The following is a 26663-nucleotide window of genomic DNA, read 5'->3' as shown; positions in this document are numbered from 1 at the left end:
TTGAAAACCTCCGCGCCGGAAGGCTGCGGGGGTTTTTTGTTGCAGGCGAGGTGAAGGGGCCAGCCCCTTCTTGGCCTACGGCCAATTCATCCCCGAGATATTTATGGCCAGATGAAGGACGGATCAGGCTTTGAGTTGGCTGCTCGTGTGACCGGTGATCGTGGCGGTGACGATCTGGCCTTCGGGTTGGGGGGTGGTGAAGGTGACTTCGGTGAATTGCTCGGTACGGCCCATATGCGGGTTCTCCATCAGAATGTGATGGGTTTTACCCAGTTGGGCGGTCAGGTGTTCGGCGACCTGAACCTCTCCGGCGGCGCGCAGCCGGGCGGCGCGGGCTTTGACAATGTTGCCGTTGATTTGCTGTGGGATACGGGCGGCCGGTGTGCCTTCGCGTTTGGAATAGGGAAAGACGTGCAGCCAGGTCAGGTCGCACTCCGTGACCAGTTTCAGCGAGTTTTCGAAATGGGCGTCCGTTTCGGTGGGGAAGCCTGCGATGATATCCGCGCCAAAGGTCATGTCAGGGCGCAGCTTGCGGGCCTCTTCGGTGAAGCGGATGGCGTCGTCGCGCAGGTGGCGGCGTTTCATGCGTTTCAGGATCAGATCGTCGCCATGTTGCAGCGACAGGTGCAAATGCGGCATCAGGCGCGGTTCCGTCGCGATAGCCTGCATAAGGTTTTCATCGACCTCGATCGAGTCGATCGAGCTGATCCGCAAGCGCGGCAGGTCCGGCACCAGCTTGAGGATGCGCATCACCAGATCACCTAGCTTCGGCTGAGCAGGCAGGTCAGCGCCCCATGAGGTCAGGTCGACGCCGGTCAGCACGACCTCGTTATAGCCCCGGTCCACCAGCCGCTTGATTTGGTCCACCACCACGCCCGCAGGGACGCTGCGCGAGTTGCCACGCCCGTAGGGAATGATGCAGAAGGTGCAACGATGATCACAGCCGTTCTGGACCTGCACATAGGCGCGGGATCGGGTGCCGAAGCCATCGATCAGGTGACCTGCAGTCTCGGTCACGGACATGATGTCATCGACCTGTACCGCCTCGGTCTGACCGATGAAATCAGCGGCCATGCCTTTCCAGGTGTCGGGCTGCATCTTCTCGGTATTGCCGATGACCGCGTCGACCTCGTCCATTTTGGCGAAGGTTTCAGGTTCGGTCTGGGCGGCGCAGCCGGTGACGATCAGGCGCGCATCGGGGTTTTCCCGGCGCAGCTTGCGGATTTCCTGCCGGGCTTTGCGCACGGCCTCGGCCGTCACGGCGCAGGTGTTCACCACCACGGCGTTCGACAGGCCTGCCTGTTGTGACAGTTCTTTCATCGCCTCGGTCTCATAGGCGTTCAAGCGGCAGCCCAGAGTAGTGAACTTGGGCGCGCTCATCCCAGCATCCCCAGAAACTCAGGGGTCAGCGTTCCCGAGAAGACATGGGCCGTGGGGCCGGTCATCCAGACGCCATCCTCGCGCCAGTCGATCCAGATCGTGCCACCGTCCAGTTCGATCTGCACCTTGCGCCCGGTCAAGCAGCGCCGTGCAGCCGCCACCGCTGTGGCACAGGAGGACGAGCCAGAGGCCAGCGTGATGCCCACGCCGCGCTCCCACACGCGCATACGGATGTGATCGGGGCCGATGATCTGCGCCACCTGAACGTTTGTGCGTTCGGGATAAAGCGGGTGATATTCGTAGCGCGATCCGAATTCTTCCAGCGGGATTGCCTCGGCATTGTCCACAAAAAAGGTGCAGTGCGGGTTGCCCATTCCGGTCGCCGAAGGCCCGCCTTCGATGGGCAGTTCCAGCGTATCAACCTCTTCGGCCAGCGGGATCTGGTGCCACTCCAGCTGCGGCGGGCCCATATTGACCGAGGTCAGCCCGTTGCCCGAGTCGCGCGCATAAAGCGTGCCGCGTTCCGTCGTCAGGGTCAGCTCGGGCTTGCCGGTTTCCTCCATCAGGAAGCGGGCGATGCAGCGCGTGGCATTGCCGCACGCGGCCGAAGTCGACCCGTCCGCGTTGTAGAACACCAGATGCGCATCCGATTCGCCGTTTTCGATGACTGCCAACTGATCAAAGCCGACGCCAAACTGACGGTGCCCGATTCCCTTTGCCAGGGCTGGTGTTAGGTCAATGCTTTGCGCACGCGCATCCACAATGACAAAGTCATTGCCCAGCCCGTGCATCTTCATGAAGGGCAAACCCGAAGTCAGTATTCGTTGCATGGCGGGCATATAACCCTGCCTTTGAAATGAATCCACCCTATCGCGCAGATTCCTGAAAAAAGGGGTTGACCCCCCAGCGTCCCCTGCCTAATTAGGCCGCCTATCGGGTCGCCGGAACGTAAGAAATTACAGGCGAAACGACGCGTGAAATAAGGACTTGCACCCGATCGGGAAAATGCCTTAGAGAGCGCCACGGATCGAAGGATCCAGACAAAAGAGTGGGCCGTTAGCTCAGTTGGTAGAGCAACTGACTTTTAATCAGTGGGTCGCAGGTTCGAATCCTGCACGGCTCACCACTTTTTTCAATTAAAGCAAACACTTAACCACTTCAGCACGCTCCTGAAAAGTATAGTAGGTACATACTGTTCCGAAAAACGTGCTGAGTGATTTCGTTGGGTCAGTCAGAGTTTAGGTATTCCCGTGCTTTTGCCGCAACTGGCCGGTTGGCAAACTTTGCGTACTTCTGAGTTTGCTGGACTGTTGCGTGACCTAGAAGGTGTGAAACTTCCTCCAACCTCATACCCTTGTTCAACATGCGAGTGGCATATGTATCGCGACAGGAATGGATTGTAGCCTTGCCTTTCTCATTTAGTACCCTGTGAGTAGACGGGCACATAACGCGAATTGCCTCTCTAAGGTTCTTCACGGCCCGATCCATTGAGGTGAAAGGTCTATCCTGCTCTTGAAGGCGCGAGAGCATTTCGGCAACGCGGTCACTAATGGGAACGAAAACCGACTTACCAGTTTTGAAGTTGTAGTTGTCGATCTCCTTCTCATTGAGATCAACGTCGGGCCACTCTACAGCTAGAGCTTCCCCGAGGCGAACTCCTGTGTCGATAAGGTAGATGAACAGATCATGTGCCTTTTGCCACGCTCCCTCTCCGAACTCGGCTTCTTTCTCGAGGCAGTATGCGATGACTGCACGCTCTTCCGAGATAGATAGAGATCGGCACTTTGCAAAACCTTTGAGCATGCGGAAGTCTAGGTCAGGGTTAGTACGAAAGCGTTTACGGCAGTAGTTGTTCACCCTCTTCAGAAACCTTAGCTCCAAATTAATGGTATTCGGTCTCATTCCTTCTTCCTGACGGGCCACTCGATGGTCGTCTAAGTCATCGTCAGTAAGAGATGAAAGGTGGCGCTCAGGCCCCAATGCCCAGCGCCCCTGAAAGGCTGTTGTAAGCCCGAGAAGCTTGTTGGTGGCATACTGGTAACTTTCCTTTGTTCGGCCTTCTACGCTCCCAACCGTGAGCGTGCACGCATCCTTCAGCGTGATTTCTGGCTTTTCGCCGTGTTGAGAGATGTCCATGATTTTGTTGTATTCAGCCATCATCACTCGATTGGCACTTTGTTTGTCTTTCCGTTTTGTACTGCCTCGATGTTCCTTGCCATTTACGTTGAAACGGTAGTGGTAATAGGGTGAGCGATCACGTTTGTAGAGGTTCATGTGCTATTCCTTTAGCCACACGAAGACCAAGCGATCCCATCATTTGGGCACGCCAATAGGCCCCACATACGCAATGCGCGTAGGGTTGTGGTCTTCGTGTGTGCGAAGTTAAGGGTTTATTTCTGCTTACTCAGCAGTTCTGTCAGTTGACCCTTGTGAAGGGCCTCTAGAAAGTCAGCCGTGTCTCTTCTGCTTAGTTTGCCGAAAAGTGAACGGTTGATGTCGGGGTGGTATTCCTGGAGACAGCGAAGCAGCCAGACATACCTGTCAATCCTAAGGGTGTCAGCAATTGGGACCCAGAGCGAAGCTGGGATAGCCATGTAGCCGAGCTCCATTTGACTGATCATTGTATGGTGTTCGATATTAAGTGCATCGGCCAAAGCCTTCTGGGTGAATCCTTCCCTTAATCGTGCATCTTTCAATTCGGTTCCAAGAGTGTCTTGGTTGCGTTGTTTTCGACGTCTCGAAAGCATTGCGAGTCCTTACTTATTGCACAGTGATCTGTATCTTTTTTGGAACGTTCGTTTAAGGTCGACATATGTCCAACGGAAGATTGCGCTTCCTCAGCCAATCGTTGAATTTGCTCCTTATATTTTCTTTTGATTACTGTCGCATTGTACGACCCAAAGTCTGGCAAGTCCTTGATACCCAGCACCTCTCGGATGTCATTTCCTTCTGACCCGACAACATGCAAGGCTTTGTACAGCCAAAGATTGTTACTTCGAAGGGCAACATCCATTTTCTGGGATTCTGGAATTTCCCTAGCCAAACGCGCACCATATTCTTTGGTGCTGGAATACGTTTCCCGAAGGTGGTGTTGGTATCGACCAATTTTCATAAACCGTTCGAAGTGATATAGAAAGTCGTTGTCGAACTTTGCCTTCAATTCCTTAGCGGCGATCTGGGCATCGGTTTTTATTCTCGCCAGTTCAAGATTAGTGTCGTGATTTGACATGTGGTTCTTCCTTAATTGGTTTGGGGGTTGATTTTGAGGCTGTCACATAGGTTGATTGCATAGCCAATAATCGGCCACGCAATTCGCTCACGCCAAAGACTATTCTGTCGCGTTTGAATTCTGAATTTTGGAAGCGGTGTAGCTGATGGATGAAGCACCACTCTGGAGTCGATGAGTGGCGTCGCACTCAAAAAACACTACGCGCTGAAGGGAGTGTTCAATTTCAGCACAGACCTTCCACAGCGACTGACTGATGAGCCTCATTAACGATCCGATAGACCGATCTCTGAGAAATACTTAAGCGCTGGGCGATCTCGTGCTTCTTATAGCCTTGCCCTAGTAGCTGAAGAACCTCAGAGGCCCTCATACGTGCAGTTGGTTTCCTGCCTTTGTATTTACCCTCAGCTTTAGCTTTGGCTATTCCCTCTCGCTGCCGCTCCAGCATCATCTCTCTTTCAAACTGAGCGATTGACCCGAGGACATTCAGCATGAGCTTCCCTGTAGCCGTTGAAGTATCAAGGGACATATCGAGTACCCTCAATGCGATGCCTCTCTTTGTGAGCTCATCCACTATCTCTCCGAGGTGTCGGACCGAACGAGCAAGGCGGTCAAGCTTGGTGACAATGAGGACATCTCCTTCTCTGCTGAAGCTGAGAGCTTCACTGAGCGCCTCTCTACGGGCAACAGAAGAGACTTGTTCGGAGTAGACCCTCTCACATCCAGCTTCTGTTAGTGTCGTCTGTTGGGCTTCTAGTCCTGCTTGTTGTTCCAGTGTAGATGTTCTTGCGTATCCGATGATCATGGTGGTGATCTCCTTTAAGTTCTTAGACGTTGAGGCAATTGCCTGCCAAAAGCCGAGATCGACTTCATTGCCACCATTTCCGCCACCCTCAGCAGATGGACACAAAACCTTGGCCTATTGGCAGTTTTGAGCTTGAAACTAAGGGGTGGGGGGTTTTGGAAACCGACTTCAAAAAGGAGGGGTTAACTGTTCTTATTATTGCCTCAAAAAAGTGGTCCGTTCGTCCGCAAGAGGAAGTCACTACTGAAGAGATAGTGTTGCCGCTCAATCCAATTTAGACTGACCGTTGAGTGTTCATTCGAGAAAGGCTGATCTTCGACGGTTTGGGATCAAGTGTCCGTAGTGCGGGATAAGCGCCATTTCGCTGCGATTGCGCCAATGTCAGCTATTCGGGCCCAATCATTGACCATTAACACGGGTCGAGAAACGTGTGTGGAGCAAGCGAAGTCATGCATCCACTGCCATTGCTATTCGATAGCAATCCTCCCGAGAAAAGATTGGGAATCGTCCCGTATTGCTCCACGCCGTTTTTCGAGGACATTTACTACGCTATCAAACAGCTTGATCAGCGTTATACCACCCATTGCCCCTGACGCTGCGGCTGTCATTGTTGGCATCGTCACTGCAAGGGCTAGCAGGCCAGTTGTCGCAGTAGCGTATCCTCCCAGCCTCAATGTCTGATAGCGTTCGAGCCTCCGAATTTTTTGATTTATTCGGTCGATTTCGGAGTCAATCTTTTGTGTTTGAATTCGCCGAACGTAGAAATTCAGTTCATCTTCAGTTTCAAAGTGCTTCTCGCCCAACTCTTTAACGGCCTCGTCAATAGAGTTCACAAGGCCTAGAAATGAGGACCGCTCTTCCTCGATCACGGCGTTCAGCTGTTCCAAGCTTAGCTCTTTCATTTCTGGAATGCTTAGCTTCCCAAGTGCCAAGCTAACTCCCTCCACACTTGAGTTTTTCCACGATAGTTGAAGAGGTAGGTTCAGTCCCTCAGGAAGTAAATGCCGGGCATGGATGCGGTCAGACACGGCGAAGTCTCTGGCTATCATAGTGGATTGCCATCTTTGCGCGTCATCGACGCTGCCTGAAGTTCCGGGTAGCTCCAACAATTTTGAACTCCAACTTTGCCCATCCATCGAAGATTGGACATCTTCTTCATCGCTTCTAGGACCTGATCGGGGCACAAGGTGGGGGAGATAGTTCAAACGGCCCGAAAGTAGCATTGATCTAGCTTGTAGGACCCATTCTTCGTGATCGTGAAATGGGCTGCCCAGACCTAAAGATACGGGAACTCCTCCATCGTCTTTCACCATGGGAGACCACATCCAACTGTCGCACGTGAAATTGGCAAACCTGGAATATGGATAAGCTTGACACGTAATTGGCGGGGCAGAAGTTAGCACTACGCGCTCTGCAAATATCGCTGCTTTCCGTATTTCATCAACAGAGTTTGGATGGACGCCGAACTTCATGTTTCGAGGTAGGGAAACCCTCGTCTTGGTAGAGAAATCAGCGCGTTCTTCCTCCAGAAGGGTCCGATACTCGTCCTCAAGAAACCCAAAAAACAATACCCCGAAATCTGTGCCAGATGGCTCTTTTCGATCATAGGCTTTGAAGAACTCTTCCCAAACCGAATGCTTCATGTGCGCCCTCCATCGAGCCGATACAAACCCCAAAAAAACCTTTGTCGCATCTCAAAAACAGTCCGCTCCAGATGATCAAAAGAACTCTCAAAATGGAGTCAAGAGGTTATCACTTTGAATGCTTATCAGCCATTGGTGTTTATTGCAGAACCGGTCAAAGTGGGCTCGTAGCGGACCTTCGACATGTTCTCTATGAAAGACCGCATGGGGAAGTGTTTTACACTTGAGAAGAGTATTTTCAGTGTCAACCAGTTCACGCTTTTGAGGTTTCCTCAGCGTGCAATCCTCTATCCCTCAAAGCCCACTGAGCCTACATAGTGAGACATACAGTGGACTCTGGAGGCCACAAATTCCAACAATGCGCCGCATTAACGACATCACCTTGCGGTTTGCTCAAAGCGTCGCCTGAGTCTCTCATTAGGTTAAACCTGATGCGGTTGCTATGTGGCTAGATTAGCGTCAGAGAGGATGATCCAAGTAACTGCTTCTAAATAGTTATCCTCGGTATACTCTGAGTGATGCTGAGGAAACCTCCTCAATGCAGCCTCTGCTGAAGCGTTAACTTTGCTGTATCCTCTTGCCTCTTCTATTAAGGGTGTCGACGCTTTTTGCTGTGATGGTTGAAAGCCTCGCCCTTTGTCATCACTGTTGCCATCCTCAAAGACCTCACCGGTGGCTGGATCAGGAACAAGACCTTTAACGACACGATCTACTGACGTGTCCCAAGGAGAACTGAGGGTATAGCGGTTAGCTGCTTGAGCAATCGTACAGTATGCCCTTGGTTGCTTTCGGTAGAACAGCCAACGCTCTTCGGGATTGGGACGTAACAGCTTTGGAGTGGTGAGAATATCTCTGACGATCGGAGAGACACCATTCCTAGCTAGCTGGATGATTTTTTCAATATATCCCAGCCGCTCCTCTGTTGGCTGTGTGTACAGCTCTTCTGCCATCCTCAATGCAAGCTCAAATTTTTCTTCCTGTTGCCTCGCCTTGTCGTAGCTGGACTTTGCGTTAGCGGGTGTCTGTACACGTTCCCTGCGTTTACTCTCGGTCTTGCGACAACGAGCAGAGCAATATGTTTTGTTTTTCCTAAATTTAAATAGAGCCCCACAAGCAGGGCATAGGGTGTGAGAAGGCAAAGAGTTTTCACCCTCCGCCAGAGGTTCAATGCGTTTGTTCATTTTTAGAAGCTCAATCGATGGTTTGAGAGGTTCCTAGGGAGGCTGTTTGGAGACCTCTGGAAAGCTGCAATTTTTTGGGAGCGGCAGTTTCTGTCGAAAACTGCTACGGCTCCTCAAGGGTACAGTTGGAGACCTCTCTGCTGAGCTTTGGGCATACCAACAACGCACTAGCTTCCTATCGTCAGTCCGCTTTGAGTTTCCGGTATGATGCATTGGATCAGTCCAACAGACTGCAAATGGGTTCCAAAGGAAGTGGCTCCCACGCCAGAGATACATCATTGGCATCGGGGTCACATCGTCTAAGTAGCGGCCGACCTCGACGGTTGGTTCCATAAAACGGCTGACGCTCTACGATTCCGAAGCGAAAAACCGTGTCGCTAGGAGGAGTAAACTTTTGCTGATAACAGCACTGATGCCCACTCAACTAAACCATATGGATGGCTGGCTACTACATGCATTCCCGCTTACTAGTTCTGCACAACTTAACCCAGATCGCCACTCCTTCCACACACCAATATACTCTCTTGCAGAATAGACATTGTATTCGAAAATTTGATCCACGATGTATGTTGTCGTGAGAACGATGTATTAACACAGCGGTGATACAACCAATTGCATCTATTCTGGCCAGATGGTGACACTTGATTCTGCCATGAAGTGACACTTGAAAAGGCCTTGATGTGCCAACCCATTGGCAAAGAATCGTTTTATCAAGTTGAATCAGAATGGGTTTTTCGATTCAATGACGGGGAGTTGCGGGTTTATTTGACGCTCGTCTAACTTACTTCGGGAGGTTATTTGTGCGCTACAAGAAGGCGCCAATTTTGGAAGCGGTGTTAGCCTTTAGTTGGTCGTCCGAAAAGTCATTGGATGAGCTGAAGGAAGTATTGTCTTTGCCCGCCTTTGAGCGCTTTGAAGAGCCAAAGCCACGCATCCAAGTTGGCGCATCAATTAATGTGGACCAAGGCCAATTCTCGCACCAGCAAAAGCAACTGGGTTTTGAGGTCGCACTTCGGGACGGCTCCGAGATTGTATTTCTCGAGCGACGACAGTTTGTTTTTGTTCAGCGCGCACCATACGACCGTTGGGCTTACTTTAGCGAGCAAGCTACCTCGCTTGTTGATCCGGTCATAAAACTACTGGAAGTCGATGCCTTCGAACGCATAGGTCTTCGATTTGTCAATCGCATCGATATCCCAAGTCGCGACAATAAAGGGATAAACACAGACGACTACGTTACTTTTAACTTCAACGGTCCACGAGAGGATCGCGGCATTATTGAAGAGTTCCAGATGAGGGTTGTGAAGCCAACTGAGAAAGATGGCATTCATTATGCACTTGTACTCGCGACTACAGCACCGCCGATGCCGGGTTATGTCTCAATACTCCTCGACATTGACGTCTTCACAAAGAAAGTCGTCCCTTCAAACGGAATTGAATTGACGGAGACATTGGATGAAATGCGGACACAAAAGAACCATATATTTGAGGAATGCCTTACAGATAAGGCTCGTGAGCTGTTTGGAGGAGTAGAGAAATGACGTATGTCGACACAATGAACTTCCCCAGAAGCCCGCTCATGCCCGGGCGAGCATTTGATAGGATCGACGGTTTTTTCAATCGACTGGAACGTTCGGTGGGCTCTCAGTATCTTGACGAGGAAACTGATCCCGCGACTGCAACGAGGAACCCGTTAGAAGAGCGGCTTCGACTTATTCAGGATTCAATATCCGATGTCTCAATGCACCTTCCGAGTGGCTTCGCACACGGCCTAAATCGCCAGTTTGCTAACCTCATGGATGAAGACGCTTGGGAAGGTACCGATGAACTCATTAGCTCTAAAGCTCTGAGCGCGTTTCTGGTGGCTCTCGTGCACACTAAAGCCACAAAGCGTCCGGGCATTGGAACTAATGGTATAGGATCGGTCACTGCTGCTTGGACAGAAGGGCCAAATCGACTGACCATAGAGTTTTTGCCTAGTGGGAAAGCTTCACTGGTTCTGACCCGTGCCTTTGACGCAGATGAACCGGAGCGAGCTGCTTTTGCTCCGATGCGTCCTGATCGACTCTGTACGGTGCTTGCACCGTTTGAGCCAGAGGTGTGGTTTGACGGGTGAGGGCGACGATCTTCCTAACCCGAGCAAAGTTGTTCGCTACGTGCCATACGCAAGGATGCGCCGCGATGCTGATGACAACTACCTTGGCCCTCTACCCGAAGCATTCGTAGAAAGACCAGTCGACGATTACTTGTCGGTTACATGGTGTGAGTACTTCCAAGGCAATGAAGAAGCTCAACTTCGATGCGCAATTGAAGCGCTTCGAAACAGCAATATGAACGTCAAGGCTAAGGCGTGTTTTTGTGTTGGCGAGACACCAGATATTATTGCGACAATCGAAGCACATGGAGCAGTTGCACGGGCTGTTTATTATCCAGTTGACGACAATCCAGCGCATGCAGGCATCTATGGCGTCACCCCTGAAGAAGTACTGTTGCAGGCTGTTCTCGCGGACGAAGTTTGGAACACATTTCTTACAAAGCAGGATGTGGACGCTATCGATTTGGGAGACTGTCAGAAGTCAAACACCGTTGGGTAATTTACCTGCAGTCTAATGTCGTAGAGACGACTTCTCTTGGCGGTTCCTATTTCAGCAAACACAGGCTTGTTGTGTTCTATTTGTCCCACCTAGCAGTTAACACCGAGGAACCAATGCAAGATACGGCGGTTGCGTGCGTTTTGGGTTTATTCGCGACAGGTTCAATGGTTTCAATCTGAGAGCCTTAACCAATTTAAATGAGAATTTAAGATGAGAGCAGCAATAAGTGTCATGAGCCTTCTTTGGATGGCTGCCTGTACCCCCAGTACTCCAGTCGCAGAATTTGCGTCTGAAAGTGGTATTAGTCTCCGGTACAGCGCATATGATTCTGTGCCGACTTTGACTGCTCAGGCTCGTGATATCGCAGTAAAGCACTGTGGTCAGTACGGTAAGTACGCCAACTATCGCGGTGGGAATGCAGTTAGCCCAATCAGCACAGAGGAAATTCATCAGTTCGCCTGTGAAACTAAGAAGACTGATGACAGTGCAGTAATCGCGGCTCAGTCAAGAAGGCCTGAATATGTTCCTGTGCCGACCTACCAGCCCACTCCGGTCTATCAACCCAACACTTACACCAACTGTACGACCGTTGGGATATCGACGAACTGCATTTCATATTGATGGCAAGCGGACGCATGACCTAGGGCAACGAATTGGAGTGCTAAACTCTTGCGATAGTGTTCGATCTCATGGCCACTAGCGAACCCGTTTAATTGGAGGAGGCAATTTCTTTGACACGGGCAAAAGCTTGTTCAGTGTGCCGGGTAGTGTGCCTACTACATCTGGACGTGGACGCAACTGACGGCGCAATGGTGCCTATAAGCTGTTGTTTTTTAGATAATTATTATTTTTACACCGTTTTTGTTTACTAGCAGAAGATGACTTTTAATCAGTGGGTCGCAGGTTCGAATCCTGCACGGCTCACCACTGTTTTCAAAGACTTACGAGGCGATCTCATGCCTAACACTCGCTTCGGGTAAGCGCAGGGTAAGCGAAGGCCGCCATTTTTCCCTTTACATTCGCCTGATGGTTGAATGACTCTTCAGGCGAGGGAGGAACGGATGGGACACATCAGGCTTGGCACTTTGCCTCGGTCCAGGAAGTGGCGCGAGGTCGTTGATCTGATCGCAACCGATGCGTCAGTCGAAGAGATCGCCGAGGCCGCAGCGGATGCATCTGAGAGCGATCTCGCACGGGCGAGTCGTGACCCCAGGTTTCAGTTTGTAAGTGATCTCCTCGTGAGGCTGCCTTTGCTTGCAAGGGCTCCTGGCTTCGAAGACGCTTTGGCTGACTTGGGCATTGCGACGTCGGAGCTCGGTTCAGTGACCGGCTTGCTGGCCGGTTTGGATCGTGCCATTGATCGCAACAGCTTCGATCTCCGAAGTTCCTCAGATGCAGGAGAATTGGCGAAGGTCGCGCTCTTGGAAAGCCTTTCCGTTCAGCTGCACGACCGGTTGCCATCCCTGTTTGAACCGACACCGCAAGAAATTCGCCAAGCACTCGCGAGCTTCGCCTCGGGTGATGCATTTGCGAGACTCTCGCGGGATTTCTTTGCCCGGCTGACATACCGCTCGCTAGACTATTATCTGAGCCGGGAACTCGCCAATCACACTGGCGAGGATCGACGCTTTTCCACCGATGCACAGCGAGTGACATTTCAAAAAGCCCTCGCCCAGCACACATTTGAAGTGTCTAGAATTGTCGAAGAATATGCAGGCGGCTGGTATGGCAAAACCGTCTGGCAGAAGCAGGCGCTTGATCGCGATGCAATAGACAAGTTCACAGCTTACGCGTTCAAAAAGATGCGCTCGGAGTTTGGGCGCCGTCGCGCCGTTGCCTGAAGTTGAAGTCAGATGGTTGCCGCCCCTGACAAAAAGCGGCGGTGATGAAGTCCTGCGTCTCGACATTGCTGGCCGCGAAGTCGCAATGACGCTACGGATTGGACAATTGAACCGTCAATTGGTCGAGGGATTGCAGGATCGTGCGCTCGATTTGCTGGAGATTGCCGCGCTTGTCTATTGCGCGGACGCGGCAGTCAGCCGTGGTGGCCTGGCGGATCAGAAGATGGGTGAGAAGTGGCACAGACGGTTCGTAGCCACTATGCCGGTACGCGATCTGGATTTCTGGCAACGTGAGAGCGTAATACAGGCTCTGGAAGAAACGTTGATGTTTCTATCCGGCGACCGCTTTGAATTTTCTTTTTCGACCAAAGACGAACCGGATGCAGAGCGATCGCGCTTCTTCAAATTCGGCCGAAATAGTTCATGGAAGCCCCACCGTGTCTTGATGTTTTCCGGCGGGCTCGATTCCTTTGCGGGCGCTGTGGAAGAAATCGTGGAACAGAAGCATCGGGTTGCTTTGGTCAGTCATGCCTCGTCCACGAAAATAGCGCCGGTCCAGAACCGGCTGATCTCAGCGTTGAGCAAACGGTACGGACCGGAAACGTGCCGTCACATTCCCATGACCGCCCAGTTGAAGGGCCGATCGACTGCGGAAAGAACGCATCGCACACGCTCATTTTTGTTCGCGGTACTTGGGTCGATCACTGCAAAGGCCTTTGGACTGGACCGCTTGTCGTTCCATGAAAACGGCGTTGTGAGCCTCAACCTACCGCCGGTTGGCAACGTCATTGGAACACGAGCGACGCGAACCACGCATCCAATGACACTGAAGCTGTTCACCGGTCTTCTGCGGCTTGTTTTTGAAAATGACATGCGGGTCGACAATCCATTCTTTGCTCGAACAAAAGCAGACGTTGTGGAACGTATCTCCCATCTTGGCATGGCAGACCAGATCGTTGAGACGCGCAGTTGCGCTGATGTGCATAATCAAACCAATCAATACTTCCATTGTGGGCGCTGTTCGCAGTGTATCGATCGGCGGTTCGCGATGCTATCAAAGGGGTTGGAGCGATTTGACCCGGAAGATGCCTATCGCGTGGACCTTATGTCGGACGCTCGACCGACCGGGACCGACCGGGAGATGGCGTTGTCTTACGTACGAAATGCAGTGTTCTTCGAAAACGCCACACCAGATGCGCTGGCCCGGAGTTTCCCGGTTGTTCTGGACGCGGTCAATCATCTCGACAGTCCGCCAGACACAGCAATGTCGATGATCGTAGATTTGCTTAACCGCCACGGAAAGGCGGTCACATCTGTCATGCGCAGAACTCTCGAAAGCAAGTCACCCGGCGAGTTCCCAGAACAGAGTTTGCCAAGACTATATGGCGAGATGCAGAGCGCCTTGTCCTTGCCTTTCGTGCCAGCTGCCTCAGTTGATAAAAACGAGAATGAGAAACTACCGCTGACCATAGAAATCGACAAAACCTCACGTTTGGTTTTGATCGGCGAACATATTGAGCTTCAGAAAAACGCCACAGCGGATCTGTTGATCGTTTTGGCTGAAGAGTGGCTCCGTGCGGCAGGCAAAGGTCTCGAACCTTTGGAGTATCCCTGCTTGAAGTCTGGCGACCTCGTCGAAAAATTAGGCGTTGAAACCGACGAAGTCGTTAGGCGGAGAATACTGACCGCGCGAAGAACGATTGCAAAGAGATTCGAATCCGCTGGTCTGTCAGTTGATAAGCCCGAAGAGTTGATCGAAAATCTCTCTTGGAACGGATACCGGCTTGCCCCCGAGCGCGTGGTGGTTCGGGTGCGTCACCGGAGCTGATCATTCATCAATAACCGCGGCCTCGTCTGGCAACGGTCCACGGCGGCGAAACCGCCCCATCAGTTCGACCTGACGACCAGGTGAAACGGAACCATAGGAGCTGAACGTCGTCATCACGTCGTTGTGTCCCATGTTCTGCGACCAGGCTTTATAGTCCTCTGGTGTCCTGCAGTGAAGTTTTGCCAGCTCTGCGATCGTATCTCGCACGCGGTGCGGCGAAAACGGTGGCAGCCCGGCGTTGACGAAAGATTGCTTGAAGATCCTGGCCGCAGACGACGGGCCGGCCCACGGCTCGCGCGCGATACCTACTGCCTCAAACCGTCTGGACGGGCCAACAGCGACGCGTGTCTTTGGGAACAGAGGATCCGTGTCCGAGAAAAGATGGTCCTGACGAAGCTCCGTGATCCAGTCTCGCAGAATCCTTTCGACATCATCACCGAAGGGAAAGAAACTGGTCGTGAAGGACTTTCCAAACTTTGTATCCACGGAACGGCCGTCAAACTGAACGCATTTATTGGCTAGATCGACATGACGCAGCCGCACGGTGATGGCGGCACCTTCACGTGACCCAGTCAGAAACAAGAAGGCGATCAGCGCACGATCACGGCGCTGGATGACTGTTTCTATGGGCATCTCAGACAACAGGCGTTCAACCTGTTCGGGAGACGGATGCGGTTTCCAAAGGGTGCCGCGACGGGCCTGTTCCGATTTGCGATCCGGCGTGAGATAGGCAATGTCGGCGCGGGAGATCCTGGACTTGTACCCCGGTTGGTCCGCCATCCAGTCAAAGAACTTCATGACGTCGCGCAGCACGCCGTTGATCGTGGCAGGCGACAATGAAGCGCCTGTGCGGTCATTGCGTAGACCTTCCAGATGGCGTTTGAACGCGCGCGCCCTTTCTGAATGGAACGCCCTGTAGTCCTTACCTTTGAGCCATCTGTCATAGATGGCAATCGACGCTGCAGCTTTGTCGATCGAAGATTGCGACAGCCCCTTTGCGTCCTTCAGCCAGACGAGGTGTTTGCGCTTGATACGCAGGTTATCCGAGGCGTGTTTTGACATAGGTCTCGGGCTCCTCTTTCAAGGTCACTTTTGAATGGGGTTCGGTACAGGACACTAATCTTGGGGAGGCTTGTTGAGGTGTGACCTCCAGTTTGGCCTGAACGGCCTCCAGATCTGAACGGCGAATAATCTTGTTCATAACCGCACCACACGTCGGACAGAGGGCTGTTAGGCGGCCGCTGGCAGCCGTTTCCTGAACGTAATCCGCAATCTTGCCGTCGGGCTCACGCGGACCTCTGCAGCTGAGGCAGTAGCAGTGATGCAATGCCAACTTGCACCGCGCCTTGCGTTGTCTTTGTCCGAGGAAGTCCTTGAGCACATGTCCTTCGATCAACCAGGGCTTGCTGCTGGTATCAGCCGCAAGTCCGTTGTTCCCAATCCAGCGAATGACGGTCTGGCGATGGCAGCCTAAAACGTCCGCCACCTCCCAGACTGTGTAGACAAGGTGCGATTTGACTTTGTGTGAGGGGAAGGACTTTGCCATTACACACCCTCCCCGGAAATCGGTCCGCATGTATTCTGGCAGACCTGCGCCTCCTCAAAGGCTTCGATCACGCCTTCATCGTATAAAACGCGCGCGCCGATCTTCAAAAACCTGGGGCCCTTTCCGAGCCAGCGCCACTGCTCCAGCGTCCGCGGCGACATGTGCCACCGCTTCGCCAGCTGATCTTGTGTCAACTTGGGCATATCAACCTCAATTGCTCACTGCGGCACGAGGAAGTTCGGTCCGCTTCTGTTGAACAAAGTGAGGGATCGGATCTCTAAAATCTGTGGCCGCCGCCAATAAAGGCGTGACACATGCCAGGGCTAAATCATTGATATTATGTGACTTGAATCAGAAAGGTGTGACCCATCCGCAAAATGCGTAACCTTGCCACCCAAATCGCAGGGAGTCAGCGGCTGCAAATGACCCGAAAGCTGACGTTAATCAAAAATGCTTGGAAGACGGCTTCGAGCCCAACCTGTACCCTGGATTTTATTGCTGCATGCGCTTGTAGCAGTAACAACATTGCAACTGCCGAATATCTTGTGCGGCCAAGCAGCGGAAAGAACTGTCATTCATGCAAACAGCAGCGATGCTCGCGGCGGCAGTTCACAGTTTGCTCAACAAAGCCGTCCTTCACTTCATCCGCAACAGCTATCGCCTAGCTGAATTGGTGGACACGGGACCGTCGCATATGAACAGTAAACACAACAGTCGCCTTCCAACGGCTTCAAAACTGTTTTGCACGACTTGCATTCATAGAACCACTGGCAAGCATCCGTTGGCATTTGCTCGGTTTCGCTGTGGCCGCACTTCGGGCAAATCAGGGTGCTTTCTAGGACTACAGTTTGTTTTGTCATAGTCTCACATCTGCATGATCAGGTAATCGTTAATCCGTGCCTCGTTAAACACAACGACCCAAGCCACGCCGGTGATTAGAGTTGTTCCTGCAAGCCGCCATTTTAACGTCGGTAAGGAACCGCGCCGATAAGATACCAGCCACGATATCGCGACGAGTGCCGTTGAAATCGTCAGCACATAGTAACTCGCTGCCGCAACCTTCCCAAAGATTGCCAACCAACTGCCGCCCAGCCCCAGTAACATCATCATCATGGGCAAAACGCAGCAAGTCGCGACGCCAAGCGCTGATAGCGATCCCAAATAGCTGAGGCTAAGGTACTTCTGCATTCTGTTTCCCTGATGGACTACGTCGCGCGGAGTTGTAGAGACAACAACCTCTCGTATAACTTCTGTAGCCACTACAGGATCAAGACAGGAAATCTCACATGTTTGCGATTGGGGAGGCATCCCGGCAAAGCGGTGTCGGAATTGAAACTATCCGCTACTACGAACGCGAAGGGATCGTGCCGAAACCAGAAAGGGCATCGAATAATCGACGCATGTACTCTGCGCACGATGTGGGACGGCTTTGTTTTCTAAGGAAGTGCCGAGACTTGGGTTTTGCGCTTGCCGATGCAAAGGTGCTTCTCAACCTGTCCGAAGGTGATAGCGAGGATTGCCAATCCGTTAAGGAACTGGCCGAGCTTCATATCTCCAATGTGCGTATGAAGATAATCGAACTTAAGAGATTGGAGGCCGCTCTGAATGAACTTACGGCCAACTGTAACATCGGAAATGTTTCTTGCCCGATGCTTGCGCAGATACGGACCTACTAATGGCACTTTGAGGCTCGCAGTCGCCCTATGCCAACGCGGCATGACCCAAGATTCGGGCCGCACAAAATCTACCGTTCGTTAGAGAGGTCAACTCGTTGATTTAGCAATGTTTCCATCAATCAATGAACATTTGTGCATCGCCACGGTGTTCTTGTAGCGCGCGGTGAATTCGGACAGACAGCCCTACCTGCCGTTCCTGAGCAATCAATTTGCTGCATACGCACTCGGCAGGCTTTATCAGAAGCCGACCTCTGAATTCCGAACCACAGAGCAATGGTTCTGCTTATCCTTGTCCTAACTTGGGCTAGGCGGACTCAGATATTCTGTGGTCCTCCATTGTATCAAGGCTTGTATCGTGCGTAGTCGAAGTCCATATACACGAGGCTTACGTTTTTCTTTTTCGACCTGCTGTCTCCCCAATTCGGCGTTCAGTCTTTCGATTCAGACCGACCACGCCGAGTCGCCGCAATGATGCGGGCGGCACGTATTAGGAGACTTCCACCATGGCAAATGGCACAGTAAAATGGTTCAACTCAACCAAAGGTTTTGGCTTTATCGAGCCTGATGATGGCAAGCGCGACGTGTTCGTGCATATCTCAGCAGTTGAACGTTCCGGCCTTAGCGAATTGAAAGACGGCCAAAAGGTTACTTTTGACGTCGAGGCTGGCCGTGACGGACGCGAAAGCGCCGCCAATCTGGCACTCGCCTGACCTTTTGCGGGCACCCCATAAGGGTGCCCGTTTGAACAATGGGCGACAATAGGCCGTCGGAGACCAAGTAAGTTGCAACCTAAAGACTGGACGCGGGTGCTCGCGCAATACCGTGTGCCCGATGCGAAGCGCAGTGTTTTTGAACTTGCGATCACTGTTTTCCCCTTATTCGCGCTATGGGCCCTAGCGTGGTTTGCGTTGTCATTTAGCGTCTGGATCGCAATATTGCTGGCCATCCTGAATGCCGCATTTCTGGTCCGTATCTTCATCATCATGCATGATTGTGGTCATGGATCTTTCTTTAGAAGCCGCAGCGCATGCAATTGGACTGGCCGGGTTCTGGGTGCTCTTACCGTTACACCTTATGACGTTTGGCGGCAAAGCCATGCGATTCACCATGCCTCAACCGGTAACCTTGATCGGCGTGGTATGGGTGACATCCCTACATTGACCATTGAGGAATACCTGAAACGGAATTGGTTCGGGCGTGCCGCGTATCGTCTGACCCGGAACCCCGTCTTCCTGTTCGGTGTTGCGCCGATCTATACGTTCTTTATTCAATACCGCTTACCTGTTGGCTTCATGCGGTCGGGCTGGCTGTATTGGGCAAGTGCGATGGGAACAAACGCCGCAATTGCAGGGTTCTTGGCTCTGATTTTATGGGCCGGAGGCTTTGAGGTGGTGGCGTGTGTTTTCCTGCCAACCGTGATTGTCGCATCATCGATTGGTATTTGGCTTTTCTACATTCAACACCAGTTCGAACACACGACCTGGGACCGGGAAGAGGGCTGGAACCTTCAGAACGCCGCGTTCTATGGTAGTTCTCACTATGCCTTGCCTGGCATCTTGCGGTGGTTCTCTGGCAACATTGGTGTGCACCATGTTCACCACCTCGCCAGCCGCATACCGTTCTATCGGCTAAACGAAGTTTTGCGTGACCATTCTGAGTTGGAAAACTGCCAGCGTATTACTCTATATCAGAGCCTTCATTGTGCGCGATTGCATCTTTGGGATGAAAAAAGTCAGCGCCTGATGACCTTTTCAGAGGCTTTGTCAAACGCCAATCCCAAAAAGAGCTTAGTGTAGTCTGGCGCGGACCAAATAGGCTTCAATAGTATCACCGCCGAGGGCGCGGATAGCCTCTAGTCGGTGAAGACCTTCAATCAGCACGAACCTTTTGTTGTCAGCGCGTATCTGGATCGGGGTCTTCTGGCCATTCTTCAGGATATCTTCGGCCAGCGTCAGAACTTTTTGCTGATCAAGCGTTTTCGCCCGTTTCACAGGTACATAGATCAGGTCGAGCGGATATGGTCTTTTCTCCAACATAAGCTACGTGAGCAACCTTTCGTGCATTTGTTCCGGTTCGAAGTTCGCTACAGGAGCTGGGGCTGGAACGTACGTCATAGAACCGAACGAACAGCGTCGCGCAGTTCCTGATGCATAATCCAAGTTGCTGGCTCGTCGTCACTTTCGATGTGAGAAAATGCCAGGACCTGAGCGGCGCCATCATTCTGTACCGATCCGCCTTCGGGAAGTTCGAGCTCTAGATACTCCGCAATCAATAGACCGATTTTCTTAAAGACCTTGATTGAGGCCTCGCGCGATTTGTAACCGGCCGCCTGAGACAAGTGACCAATGGTCAGACCGTCCTTGCCAGCGATAGTAAGTGCTTTGAGCATTGTGACCTGCGCAGGGGTCAGCCTGATTTGTCGCAGTGCCTCGGCATATTCTCTTTCGCTGGGAACGAGGGTGCCGGAATTTCCCTCCAAACGGCGTTGACCGCTACGTTTCCTGTCTCGTTCACCGAGAATTTCTTTTAATGCTTCGATGGCCAATGCTGGTGTTTCACCGACTGCATCAGCAATCATTGTCTGCGTTTTAGCCGGTGGCTTAGGGAATGCGCGCGCAACGCTGTTACCGCTCAGGATGCCAGCCTTAATCAAGTACTTTCCAAATTCTTCTTCAATCACTCCTGCTACGTCAGCGTTCCGCGGCTCACGAACACTGCGGTCCTGAAATGCTCTTTGTTCCAGACCACGAGCTGACATCTTTGAACCGGGAAGGGTTACTTGAGGGGCATTTTTGCGCATCAGAGAAACACCACAACAATTATGGCCGCAACAAACACCAATAACGCGATAAACATCTTCGCTCTGTAGGACCAGCGATGCGCCCTTTCGGCCTTGAGCATTTTGCCCAGGTTTTCGTCAATCGAGTTATGGTTCACGGCTTGGTCCTTCCGGATTTGTCAGGCGATATTGATTTCCAGCAACCTATTTTCACGGCAAATTTTCGGCGCACTTATCGTTCTGTCTTGTGAACGGTCGATTACATTCCCAACCATCACCTCTTCGATTCAAATGAGCGTTGGAAGGGATAAGGATCGCAACGCACCTGTCCTGGTTTGAGCGAAAGCCACGTTCACATTTCCATCCAGAGTAGGTTTCAGGTGCAAGGTATGCATGCTGTGGAATTGCCACCGGTTCGCAACCGCTCTCCGTTTCTCTGAAACCTCTGAGGCACACCCAACCATTCGCGCTGTTTTTGTCAGTCAGGCGGCCGTTGCTCGGGACACTAATCGCAACACAATCCTGGTCTTCCTTACGAAATCCCCAGTCACAGTGTACTTCCTGTGCGCCAAACCGGGTTTCGACGTACCCATTTTGAGGCGCAATCAATTCTTCGCATTTTTCTCCGACTCGTCGGAAGAGCCGATTGCACTCCCATCGATCTCCAGTCGATGCAAGATATGCGTTTTTAGGAACTGCTATTTCCTCACAAAGATCTCCAACACGCTGGAATCCATGGTTGCATTCCCAAACTGGACCATAGGAACTGCCGGTCAAATGCGCATTTTGAGGTGCGTTTGCTCTTTGACACGATCCGTTCTTGTTTTCGAAACCTTCGTCACAAACCGATCCGTCGGCATTGCCTGCGACTTGGGCAGGAAGCTGCGTTCCTGAGAGCAACACCAAGAGTGTCGGGATCAGGCAAAGAACGCGGCGCAAAAACACGATGAATGACTGAATGAAGCGGAGCCTGAGACCTGATCTATCGGGCATCAAGCACGCAATTTATGAGCCATGTGCTGTTCATACGGCGCCTTCTTTAATTGGTCACCCGATGACTGGGGCTTGTCAGGTGACAGTTGCGAATGCTTGCGAGGAACGAGCTCATAGCGAAGACCCCAGCGAAACCCGTTCCTATGCTGGGGCACATGCTACAGTTATTCTGAAGGCCATTGGATCATCGAAGCCGGCAGCATCGCGGCGACGAGTAACTTTCACCAATGCACTTTTGTGGTCCTTAGCCAGAATAGAGTCAAGGAAGTTTCCCTTGTCGCAATGCAAGTACCGCCAGGGCAGGTTGTTTTTGAAACTGCCGGTGACCAAGATCCTTGGTGAACTACCGAAAGAAATTGTCTGGCCTGAGTGCGGCGAAAGAGGAGTATGTGATCAAGGCTTCCCCGTGACTATGAATGACTGGCCTGATAACATTGGCTGCAACGCAGCGATTTTCGCGCCGCTTCTGCACAAGTACTCGCGGCGTGATCAAATGGCCGCTCGGTCCCGCACCCTGTAAATTGCGCCTGAGCCGAGAAAACTGTGCTGCGAGCGCACGCAACAAGATTTTGACACTTCCGCTCAGGGCACGCTACGTCCCACTCCTGCGTAAAAGAACTAGAACCACTATGGATTGGCGACCGACAGCGCCGCTCGCCAAACTGTCTCAGATGTCTATGCGCTCTGCAATGCTTAGCGCGTCTTCCAATTCAACGCCCAGGTATCGCACGGTGCTATCGACCTTTGTGTGCCCAAGCAGAAGTTGGACCGCGCGGAGATTTCCTGTCTTGCGGTAGATCTCAGCTACTTTGGTTCGGCGAAGCGAATGCGTGCCATATCCGCTCGGTTCCAATCCGATTGCGGTCACCCAGTCTCGAACCAGCCTGCCATACTGGCGCGTCGAGATGTGTGGTCGATCATGGAATCGGCTTGGAAACATGAACCGGCTAGCAAACATTTCCGGTGATTTTACCCATACCAATACAGTTTCTCGCGTGTTTTCCGTCAGTTCGAATTGAACAGATCGCTTGGTTTTGCTCTGGATCACCGAAACACGCTCACGGACGCGATCGTCTTTGACAAGATCGGTCACAGCGAGTTTGACCAGATCGCAGCCGCGTAGCTTGCTATCAATCGCGACGTTGAACATTGTGAGATCACGCAGATTTCCAGAAAGTTCGAGCCGGGCACGGATCGCCCAGACCTGTTTTGGGAGTAGCGGTCGTTTCTGACCGATGATCCGCCCCTTGTTCCAAGCTCTGGGTTCTGGGGTGACTGCAGGTAGTTGGACTCTTGGCATATTTTGCACTCCGATCCACCCTCCGCACCCAAGCAACAGCACCGCGCTGACCACCGAATAGTACAAGCGGCGTGAATGCCTGCTGTCCGATTATGAATACTGGCATGGTTTAGTGTGTGCATTAGGCGGCTTGAGCCCATATCACTACACATAAGAACGGTTCGAGTCCAAACCGCGCGTACGCTTCGTCTTCAGCACCGATTACCGATCGGGTTCCACGTTAAAAGGCCCGGGTCAGCACCAATAAGATAAAATGAGATATGATCAGAAAAGCTGGAAAGACCGGCGTCAGGTTATCAGCGACGCCGAGCTAACCCAGGGCTTACTGATACGCCATTTCGCCACGCGCTCAACCCCTTGCAGCGTCGACAAATCCGCTCTCCGAACCCTTCGCTCCAGAATGGCGTTCTGCAACGAAGACACGGGCGTTCTTGCGGCACGTCATTGTGGGCGCGAGCCATGATCGTATCTGCGTCGTTGTCGAAGTCTTCCATCAGTTCTTAACCTCGATTTCTGTTTTGGTTTATACAGCGACTGGAAAAGAAAGTTCCGAGCCCTAAGCCTTGAGATTGAAGGAGCTGCCTGGTTCAGACTGTCCGATGGGACGGCCTGTAATCCGAGGGGTTTTAATAGGACGAACTGGCATTCCTTCGTTCTCAGCAGCTTGGACAGCGAAAGCATACCGAGAACCGCTTGCGCATCCTCGTGGTATGGCTCGTTGATCTGATGATCCGTCGTCTGCCTCAGAAATGAGCGACTCCGAGTAGAGGTGCCGAAGTTGAGTGTCAGACACACCATCCGCTTCCATAATCAATTGCACCATGGGATCGGCCAAAAGTTGGTCGAGCAAGAACTGCGACAACTCCTTCGCAGACAATTTATCCCTTGCGCGGGCTCTCTCCAAATCAGCAAGAGAAACGGTCAAGGTTCGCGCCAGACCGGGGTGAGATTTCCGTGGATGCAGAAAGATTAGCACTGATGCTTTCCAGGCTTCTGGATCCAAATAATCTGGTGGTGCGGAAAGCTCAGTTTCTATGTCGTATTCGCCCGCCGGGAGTAATTCGTCAAAGCCAGGGAAAGTAAACGGCCTGGAAAAGACTGCGATTGTCTTGCTGATTATCTGGTTCATTTGGGTAGTTCTCCTTTGCTGATACTGCTCGCTCGGAGATGCAGACAAGAATAAGCCACCCACTCCCGGCAGGGTATTATCAGTTTTGGGGTTTAGGCTTTGGTTTTTCGGGGACGGTGTCCTGCCCTTTCGACGTCACTTCTTTTTTTGGCGCGTCCGCATCGTTTTCCTTCAGTGCGGCAGCCGCTCTGGTCGTAAGGTCTTTGAAAGACATCATTTTGATCCTTTGATTGTCCGCACCACCCACGAGCCCAGATGGGGTGTGAAAAGTGAATGCGGATACCACCAATATAGGCATTGATGGCCTAATTTACTACGTAAAGCTGTAGAATAAGACGGTTGACTGAGGTTTGGGTTTAATCGGCGACGATCTTGGTGCGCTACCTTCACTTCGAATATGGGCGATCAGTGTTCGCTGCGGTGCAGTCAACCAATGCGCCATCACCATGGAAGACTTTTGCTACATCGGGTGCAGCCATGCCGCGCGAGAGCGCACTATAGTTCAATTTCAGCTTCACCTCGCCACCAGGGCGAAGCAGACAATTGGTGTTTTCAACAACGATATGATCACTGGTGGCTCCGACGAACGTGACGCCAGCAGGGAATATTAGACCCGCCGCATCAGTGTCCTGGAGTCCAATGGCAAGGATCGACCGAGTGTTTGAAGGACTGTCTAAAGTCACACACTGCATTGAAGGTATTGGATAAATCATTTGCAAGGGATTTGGATTTGATTTGGTCTTCGTTTCGATCACTTCCGCCCAAAGCGTAAAAACATCTGTGTAAAGCCCGTCGATCGCGTACCCCGAAACGGGATCGGTACCCAGCAGGATGGCCTCACCCAGACGCAGGTTGTTGATCTTTCCGGTCGCCCCCTTGCCAAGCGCCCATGGCAAACTGGCAGAGCCGCCGCCTGACACTGTTTCAAGAGCGGGTCCAAACGCGCGCTCGGTGTCGATGGCAAGCGACGAAAGCAATGCCATTGCTTCTGCAGAGGGTGCCACATGACCCAGACAGGCAAAATTTGCGCCAATCCCCTTCAGAGAAATACCTTCCATTCTAAGAATTTGAAACACAGTGCTTTCAAGGTGTTCAGGCGGGATTCCTTCCCGCATATCCCCCAATTCCACCATCAGGATAATGTTGTGAGTAATGTTCTTTCCCAGCGCACTCATGGCCAGGCTTGCGATAATGTCCATCTCTGTGTTGAAGCTTACATCGCAGTAATCAACAACTTGCGCGACCTGGCTCAGCATGGGTGTTCGGATCAAGGATATGGAGCACGAGATTCCAGCATCGCGCATACGCATGATATTGCTGATCCGCGCGTCCGCCAGCCCTGTCGCGCCACCTTCAAGCATAGCATTCGCAATCTCAGGATGACCGCAAACGGCTTTTGTCACACCTGTCACCGTAATTCCGCGGGGTCTAAGGTGGTCGACCAGGAACCGTGTGTTGTACCGAATTTTGTCCAGATCAACGTCGATACGCAGCTTGCTCATTCAATCGTCGTAGCACGTACGGGTTGCAAGCGCGGAAAGGCAGATAGAACCATATTCACCAAGTTTTTTGGAGGACGGTTCAATGCGTCAGTGACCGGGAGATACAATTTGCGGTTATAGTCTGTGATGGCCTTTGAAATCTCAATATCATTCATTCCTTCATGGTTGATCGTCATGCCAATTACCTCTGTGTTCGCAAAAGCCTCGATCAGGGTGATTTCATCGCAAGGGTCGGGCATTGTCATGTTGGGGAAATCACATCGACGTTTTCGTTTGGGCGCGTGTTGAAGAATAACTGCATGTGGCTGACTGCCTCGCAGAATGAAGGCTGATGTGCAAAAGGCCGGATGGCTTAGCGCGCCCTGGCCCTCGATCACTATGACATCCGGGTGTTCATCTTCAGATGCTGCAACAACAGCGCGCTCAAGCTCGCCACAGCAAAATTGCGGCGGCACCGAATCCATCGCGACACCATACTTGGCGCCCTGCATCAAACCAGTTTGGCCGGTACCGACCAAAACTGTTTTGATCCCATGCGCGTTAAGGGCACTTGTCAGGATTGTCGCGGTTGTACGCTTTCCAATTGCACAATCGGTGCCGAACACCGCGATGCGGATCGCCTGGACGTCTCCAACACTGCCATCTAACAGGCGCAGGTCGCGATTAGGCCGCGGCTTGCGAATGTCGCGTATCGTGACATCGTGAATTTTGGCAAATCCGGCGAGCTCTTTGTCATCGCAAAGAAATTCATGCAGCCCACTGACGATGTTCATTCCGAGCGTTATCGCATCCACAACAGCTTCGCGATCTTCAAGGGACATTCTGCCGCTGGCCGGCGCCATTCCGTAAATAAACGTGTCGGGGATAGTAGCTTCATTAGCGACGGCGGCATCAAGATCATCGAAGATGGGAACCTGATTTGCGACATTATCAAGCACTTTGCCACTGTCACAACCGCCATACGTGCTGTCGATCACCGAAAGAACGCGATAGGCCTGTGAATGTCGAACGAGACCATTAGCCGTCTTGCCATCGATCTTTGCGAAGTTTCCTTCGCAATACACAATTGCAGTCGGTGTATCTGTCACAAGTGTCTTGCGGTGAAGCTCTGGAAAAACTGCTTGTACAGGCGGCAGCTTTTGCGCATTGCTGGCAATGAACTTCCTGTCATCCGACGCAATGGGTAGGGGTTTCATATCTGTTCCTTTTGGGAGTGTGAAACGCGCCGTCCTTGGTAAGA

General features: G+C 52.1%; 28 protein-coding genes and 1 tRNA gene. 9 read left to right on the top strand and 20 right to left on the bottom strand.

From position 1 onward, the window contains the following. Positions 1-123: 123 nt before the first annotated feature. Positions 124-1380 (bottom strand): tRNA (N(6)-L-threonylcarbamoyladenosine(37)-C(2))-methylthiotransferase MtaB, encoded by a 1257-nt coding sequence (gene mtaB / locus ACR0C5_RS16130; protein WP_170791560.1) that lies wholly within the window; start codon positions 1378-1380, stop codon positions 124-126. Next, positions 1377-2219 (bottom strand): diaminopimelate epimerase, encoded by an 843-nt coding sequence (gene dapF, locus ACR0C5_RS16125; protein ID WP_480877864.1) that lies wholly within the window; start codon positions 2217-2219, stop codon positions 1377-1379. The genes mtaB and dapF overlap by 4 nt, the downstream gene beginning before the upstream one ends. 211 nt (positions 2220-2430) lie before the next feature. Between dapF and ACR0C5_RS16120 the strand changes: the two genes are divergently transcribed. Further along, positions 2431-2506 (top strand) — tRNA-Lys (locus ACR0C5_RS16120). Between the two features lie 101 nt (positions 2507-2607). Here the strand turns inward: ACR0C5_RS16120 and ACR0C5_RS16115 are convergent. The 6 genes from ACR0C5_RS16115 to ACR0C5_RS16090 form a co-directional block, all read right to left on the bottom strand. Continuing rightward, positions 2608-3654 (bottom strand): tyrosine-type recombinase/integrase, encoded by a 1047-nt coding sequence (locus tag ACR0C5_RS16115; protein WP_480617706.1) that lies wholly within the window; start codon positions 3652-3654, stop codon positions 2608-2610. 116 nt (positions 3655-3770) lie between these two features. Continuing rightward, entirely contained in the window at positions 3771-4127 is a 357-nt protein-coding gene (locus tag ACR0C5_RS16110) for a helix-turn-helix domain-containing protein (RefSeq protein ID WP_480617704.1), read from the bottom strand. Then, positions 4073-4609, bottom strand: coding sequence for a hypothetical protein (locus tag ACR0C5_RS16105; protein WP_480617702.1), 537 nt, complete (start codon positions 4607-4609; stop codon positions 4073-4075). The genes ACR0C5_RS16110 and ACR0C5_RS16105 overlap by 55 nt, the downstream gene beginning before the upstream one ends. Before the next feature lie 223 nt (positions 4610-4832). Then, complete coding sequence (locus tag ACR0C5_RS16100; protein WP_480617700.1) at positions 4833-5411, bottom strand: recombinase family protein; 579 nt, start codon at positions 5409-5411, stop codon at positions 4833-4835. A gap of 467 nt (positions 5412-5878) precedes the next feature. Further along, positions 5879-7054, bottom strand: a complete 1176-nt coding sequence (locus ACR0C5_RS16095; RefSeq protein WP_480617696.1) for a hypothetical protein — start codon at positions 7052-7054, stop codon at positions 5879-5881. A gap of 440 nt (positions 7055-7494) precedes the next feature. Beyond that, entirely contained in the window at positions 7495-8235 is a 741-nt protein-coding gene (locus ACR0C5_RS16090) for a DUF2256 domain-containing protein (protein ID WP_480877860.1), read from the bottom strand. Between the two features lie 800 nt (positions 8236-9035). Here ACR0C5_RS16090 and ACR0C5_RS16085 point away from each other — a divergent pair. The 5 genes from ACR0C5_RS16085 to ACR0C5_RS16065 all read left to right on the top strand — a co-directional run bounded on the left by ACR0C5_RS16085 (position 9036) and on the right by ACR0C5_RS16065 (position 14498). Further along, positions 9036-9776: a TIGR04255 family protein gene (locus ACR0C5_RS16085; RefSeq protein ID WP_480617692.1), complete on the top strand. Its 741-nt coding sequence runs from the start codon at positions 9036-9038 to the stop codon at positions 9774-9776. Then, positions 9773-10351 carry a hypothetical protein gene (locus ACR0C5_RS16080; RefSeq protein ID WP_480617690.1) on the top strand — a complete coding sequence of 193 codons (579 nt, stop codon included), beginning with the start codon at positions 9773-9775 and terminating at the stop codon, positions 10349-10351. Before ACR0C5_RS16085 ends, ACR0C5_RS16080 begins: the two co-directional genes overlap by 4 nt. Next, positions 10341-10829 (top strand): hypothetical protein, encoded by a 489-nt coding sequence (locus ACR0C5_RS16075; protein WP_480617688.1) that lies wholly within the window; start codon positions 10341-10343, stop codon positions 10827-10829. Before ACR0C5_RS16080 ends, ACR0C5_RS16075 begins: the two co-directional genes overlap by 11 nt. Positions 10830-11890: 1061 nt before the next feature. Next, positions 11891-12670, top strand: a complete 780-nt coding sequence (locus tag ACR0C5_RS16070; RefSeq protein ID WP_480877857.1) for a hypothetical protein — start codon at positions 11891-11893, stop codon at positions 12668-12670. After that, entirely contained in the window at positions 12645-14498 is a 1854-nt protein-coding gene (locus ACR0C5_RS16065) for a 7-cyano-7-deazaguanine synthase (RefSeq protein ID WP_480877855.1), read from the top strand. The genes ACR0C5_RS16070 and ACR0C5_RS16065 overlap by 26 nt, the downstream gene beginning before the upstream one ends. Here ACR0C5_RS16065 and ACR0C5_RS16060 read toward each other — a convergent pair whose 3' ends face one another. The 5 genes from ACR0C5_RS16060 to ACR0C5_RS16040 form a co-directional block, all read right to left on the bottom strand. Continuing rightward, entirely contained in the window at positions 14499-15560 is a 1062-nt protein-coding gene (locus ACR0C5_RS16060) for a tyrosine-type recombinase/integrase (RefSeq protein WP_480877853.1), read from the bottom strand. Further along, complete coding sequence (locus ACR0C5_RS16055) at positions 15538-16044, bottom strand: helix-turn-helix domain-containing protein (RefSeq protein ID WP_480877851.1); 507 nt, start codon at positions 16042-16044, stop codon at positions 15538-15540. Before ACR0C5_RS16055 ends, ACR0C5_RS16060 begins: the two co-directional genes overlap by 23 nt. Next, positions 16044-16247, bottom strand: a complete 204-nt coding sequence (locus ACR0C5_RS16050) for a DNA-binding protein (RefSeq protein ID WP_480877849.1) — start codon at positions 16245-16247, stop codon at positions 16044-16046. The genes ACR0C5_RS16055 and ACR0C5_RS16050 overlap by 1 nt, the downstream gene beginning before the upstream one ends. Positions 16248-16685: 438 nt before the next feature. Continuing rightward, a complete protein-coding gene (locus ACR0C5_RS16045) occupies positions 16686-16904 on the bottom strand; it encodes a GDCCVxC domain-containing (seleno)protein (protein ID WP_237217120.1) in 219 nt (72 codons plus the stop codon). 4 nt (positions 16905-16908) lie between these two features. After that, entirely contained in the window at positions 16909-17232 is a 324-nt protein-coding gene (locus ACR0C5_RS16040; protein ID WP_170499188.1) for a hypothetical protein, read from the bottom strand. Between the two features lie 98 nt (positions 17233-17330). Between ACR0C5_RS16040 and ACR0C5_RS16035 the strand changes: the two genes are divergently transcribed. The 3 genes from ACR0C5_RS16035 (at position 17331) to ACR0C5_RS16025 (ending at position 19516) form a co-directional block, all read left to right on the top strand. Then, positions 17331-17720 carry a MerR family transcriptional regulator gene (locus ACR0C5_RS16035; RefSeq protein ID WP_480778805.1) on the top strand — a complete coding sequence of 130 codons (390 nt, stop codon included), beginning with the start codon at positions 17331-17333 and terminating at the stop codon, positions 17718-17720. Positions 17721-18223: 503 nt separating this feature from the next. Next, entirely contained in the window at positions 18224-18430 is a 207-nt protein-coding gene (locus ACR0C5_RS16030; RefSeq protein WP_170769015.1) for a cold-shock protein, read from the top strand. Between the two features lie 72 nt (positions 18431-18502). Continuing rightward, entirely contained in the window at positions 18503-19516 is a 1014-nt protein-coding gene (locus tag ACR0C5_RS16025; protein ID WP_174819312.1) for a fatty acid desaturase, read from the top strand. Here the strand turns inward: ACR0C5_RS16025 and ACR0C5_RS16020 are convergent. The 7 genes from ACR0C5_RS16020 to ACR0C5_RS15990 all read right to left on the bottom strand — a co-directional run bounded on the left by ACR0C5_RS16020 (position 19508) and on the right by ACR0C5_RS15990 (position 26619). After that, entirely contained in the window at positions 19508-19756 is a 249-nt protein-coding gene (locus tag ACR0C5_RS16020) for a ParB N-terminal domain-containing protein (protein WP_170353732.1), read from the bottom strand. The genes ACR0C5_RS16025 and ACR0C5_RS16020 overlap by 9 nt on opposite strands. 74 nt (positions 19757-19830) lie before the next feature. After that, entirely contained in the window at positions 19831-20520 is a 690-nt protein-coding gene (locus ACR0C5_RS16015; protein WP_480877846.1) for a hypothetical protein, read from the bottom strand. Positions 20521-22159: 1639 nt separating this feature from the next. Then, a complete protein-coding gene (locus tag ACR0C5_RS16010; RefSeq protein ID WP_480877844.1) occupies positions 22160-22792 on the bottom strand; it encodes a tyrosine-type recombinase/integrase in 633 nt (210 codons plus the stop codon). 556 nt (positions 22793-23348) lie between these two features. After that, entirely contained in the window at positions 23349-23921 is a 573-nt protein-coding gene (locus ACR0C5_RS16005; protein ID WP_480877842.1) for a hypothetical protein, read from the bottom strand. A gap of 79 nt (positions 23922-24000) precedes the next feature. Further along, positions 24001-24135, bottom strand: coding sequence for a hypothetical protein (locus ACR0C5_RS16000; protein WP_480643324.1), 135 nt, complete (start codon positions 24133-24135; stop codon positions 24001-24003). 172 nt (positions 24136-24307) lie between these two features. Further along, the gene (locus ACR0C5_RS15995) at positions 24308-25423 is read right to left on the bottom strand and encodes an alanine/ornithine racemase family PLP-dependent enzyme (RefSeq protein ID WP_480877840.1); all 1116 of its coding nucleotides are present in this window, start codon (positions 25421-25423) and stop codon (positions 24308-24310) included. Further along, positions 25420-26619, bottom strand: coding sequence for an N-acetyltransferase DgcN family protein (locus ACR0C5_RS15990; RefSeq protein ID WP_480877838.1), 1200 nt, complete (start codon positions 26617-26619; stop codon positions 25420-25422). Before ACR0C5_RS15990 ends, ACR0C5_RS15995 begins: the two co-directional genes overlap by 4 nt. Between the last annotated feature and the right edge of the window lie 44 nt (positions 26620-26663).

It is taken from the genome of Ruegeria sp. N8 (assembly GCF_056531325.1).
Note: the sequence above shows the minus strand (reverse complement) of the source record. Positions and strands in the feature narration are given on the sequence as shown.